Raw genomic sequence first — 1511 nt, 5'->3', positions numbered from 1 at the left:
GACAGATGTTATCCCGGGGAGATTTTGGCTTGGGCGGGCCGGGTAATAGTAGTGCTGGCTGGGATATAGCTGTCGATGGCCGATTTTTAAGTAGCCCTTATGACGGCCCCTCAGCTACTGCTGTGTTTATGGGGATAAACTGCGCTCATAGTTCCGATTCATCCTACTGCTTTCAGCTTGGGGGGCGAGGAAACCAGGGTATGTGGTGGAGGGCAAGGGAAAGCGCCTCATTCCTTCCATGGTTACGAGTTTATGACACTGGTAACACCACCAGAGCTAGCGACGGCACCTTAAAAGCAGCCTCCCCAGTAGTTAAGCTGTTTGCAGACGGTTCGTTTGAAACTAATGGCGAATCAGAAGGCTGTACCGTAACTCGCATGAAAGCCGGAGAGTATCTGATCGAGGGCTGCATGGGGATGAACTCAGATGCGGCGTGGGGTGGTATTGATGGCGGGTTCGATATCCCTAAAGATCGTAATGGGCAGGCCCTAATCTGGCTTGACTATGAGGTAAATGCCGACGGGTCAGTGCTCGTGAAAACATTCCACCGGGAATACCCGTCAGCACCGATATTTGCGAGGAACGCACGGGAAGGTTTTATGGATGGCGAACCGGCCGATATTCCGGCCGATCAGTTTGTCAGTGTACGTGTAGAGATGCCGCAAAACAGTATCTGGAATCAGCGTGTGGCTATGGCTGAAGTTCCTGATTCATCCGCTGATTAAAGGCAGAATCATCAGGCATATCCAGGCGAACATCGATCCAGCTGTTCACCGGCACGTCCATCGGTTCCCCTTTTGTTTTGACGATCTCCCCTTCATCGCTCAGCATGTATTTTAGCTTAAACAGGCGGATAGTCAGCCCACCGCTTTCTGCCTGCTCTGCTTCAACAATCCCAAGCTCTCCCATGCCGCCTGGGTCCATTGGCGGCAGTAACTGCCAGCCTTCTGATGCCAGGCCATCCGAACCGGTAAGAATATATACCCCAACATCCAGCCGAGAGATTTTGATCCCTTCAGCCTCGGCGTTCGCCGTACCGCAGCCGCACCAGGTGAAGCCTACTTCGTCAACATCGGTACGCTGGTTCTCGTTCTGAGATTTCACGATTCTGGCCACCGGCGAAGCTGCCTTAAGCGTGCCATCTGATGCCGTAGTGGTGTTCGCCGAGGAATAATAGACGGCCCACGGTGACCAGTTATTAAGATATCTTCGACGTGATGCCATTCGATTATCAACTGTTAGCTGTATTTGCGATACATAACCTGTGCCATCACCTCCCCCCGCACGTACGCCAGTTATCATGGTGGAATAGGGGTCATAATAATTAGAACCGCTGGCACCAGGGCCAGAACTAAAACACGAGAAAGTTACGTCATTTGCATTTAAAGTGGCGTCAGACGCATTCAGATTTGTTCTGCCTAATCCAAAGTCACCAACTTTCAGAACCCGACCTAGAGTCATATCAGTTGATGATGTGGTTAGTGCGGCTGTTGCGGCACTTCCCAAACCGA

At 51.7% G+C, this 1511-nt stretch carries 1 protein-coding gene and 1 pseudogene; one reads left to right on the top strand and one right to left on the bottom strand.

The window, feature by feature from the left end; all coding sequences use genetic code 11:
• Positions 1-725 (top strand): annotated as a pseudogene (locus tag ACOTZD_RS22845) (phage tail protein); the annotation flags it as partial.
• Here ACOTZD_RS22845 and ACOTZD_RS22840 read toward each other — a convergent pair.
• Positions 691-1224, bottom strand: a complete 534-nt coding sequence (locus ACOTZD_RS22840; protein ID WP_421636376.1) for a hypothetical protein — start codon at positions 1222-1224, stop codon at positions 691-693. The pseudogene ACOTZD_RS22845 and the gene ACOTZD_RS22840 overlap by 35 nt on opposite strands.
• Positions 1225-1511 lie beyond the last annotated feature (287 nt).

This window comes from Enterobacter cloacae complex sp. SHL022 (assembly GCF_049237785.1).
Classification (GTDB): domain Bacteria; phylum Pseudomonadota; class Gammaproteobacteria; order Enterobacterales; family Enterobacteriaceae; genus Enterobacter; species Enterobacter hormaechei_C.
This window is presented reverse-complemented; position numbering and strand designations above follow the sequence as displayed.

Excerpts from the sequence above, each read along its gene's own strand:
- ACOTZD_RS22840 (WP_421636376.1), bottom strand. The coding sequence starts at position 1,224 with ATGGCATCACGTCGAAGATATCTTAATAACTGGTCACCGTGGGCCGTC.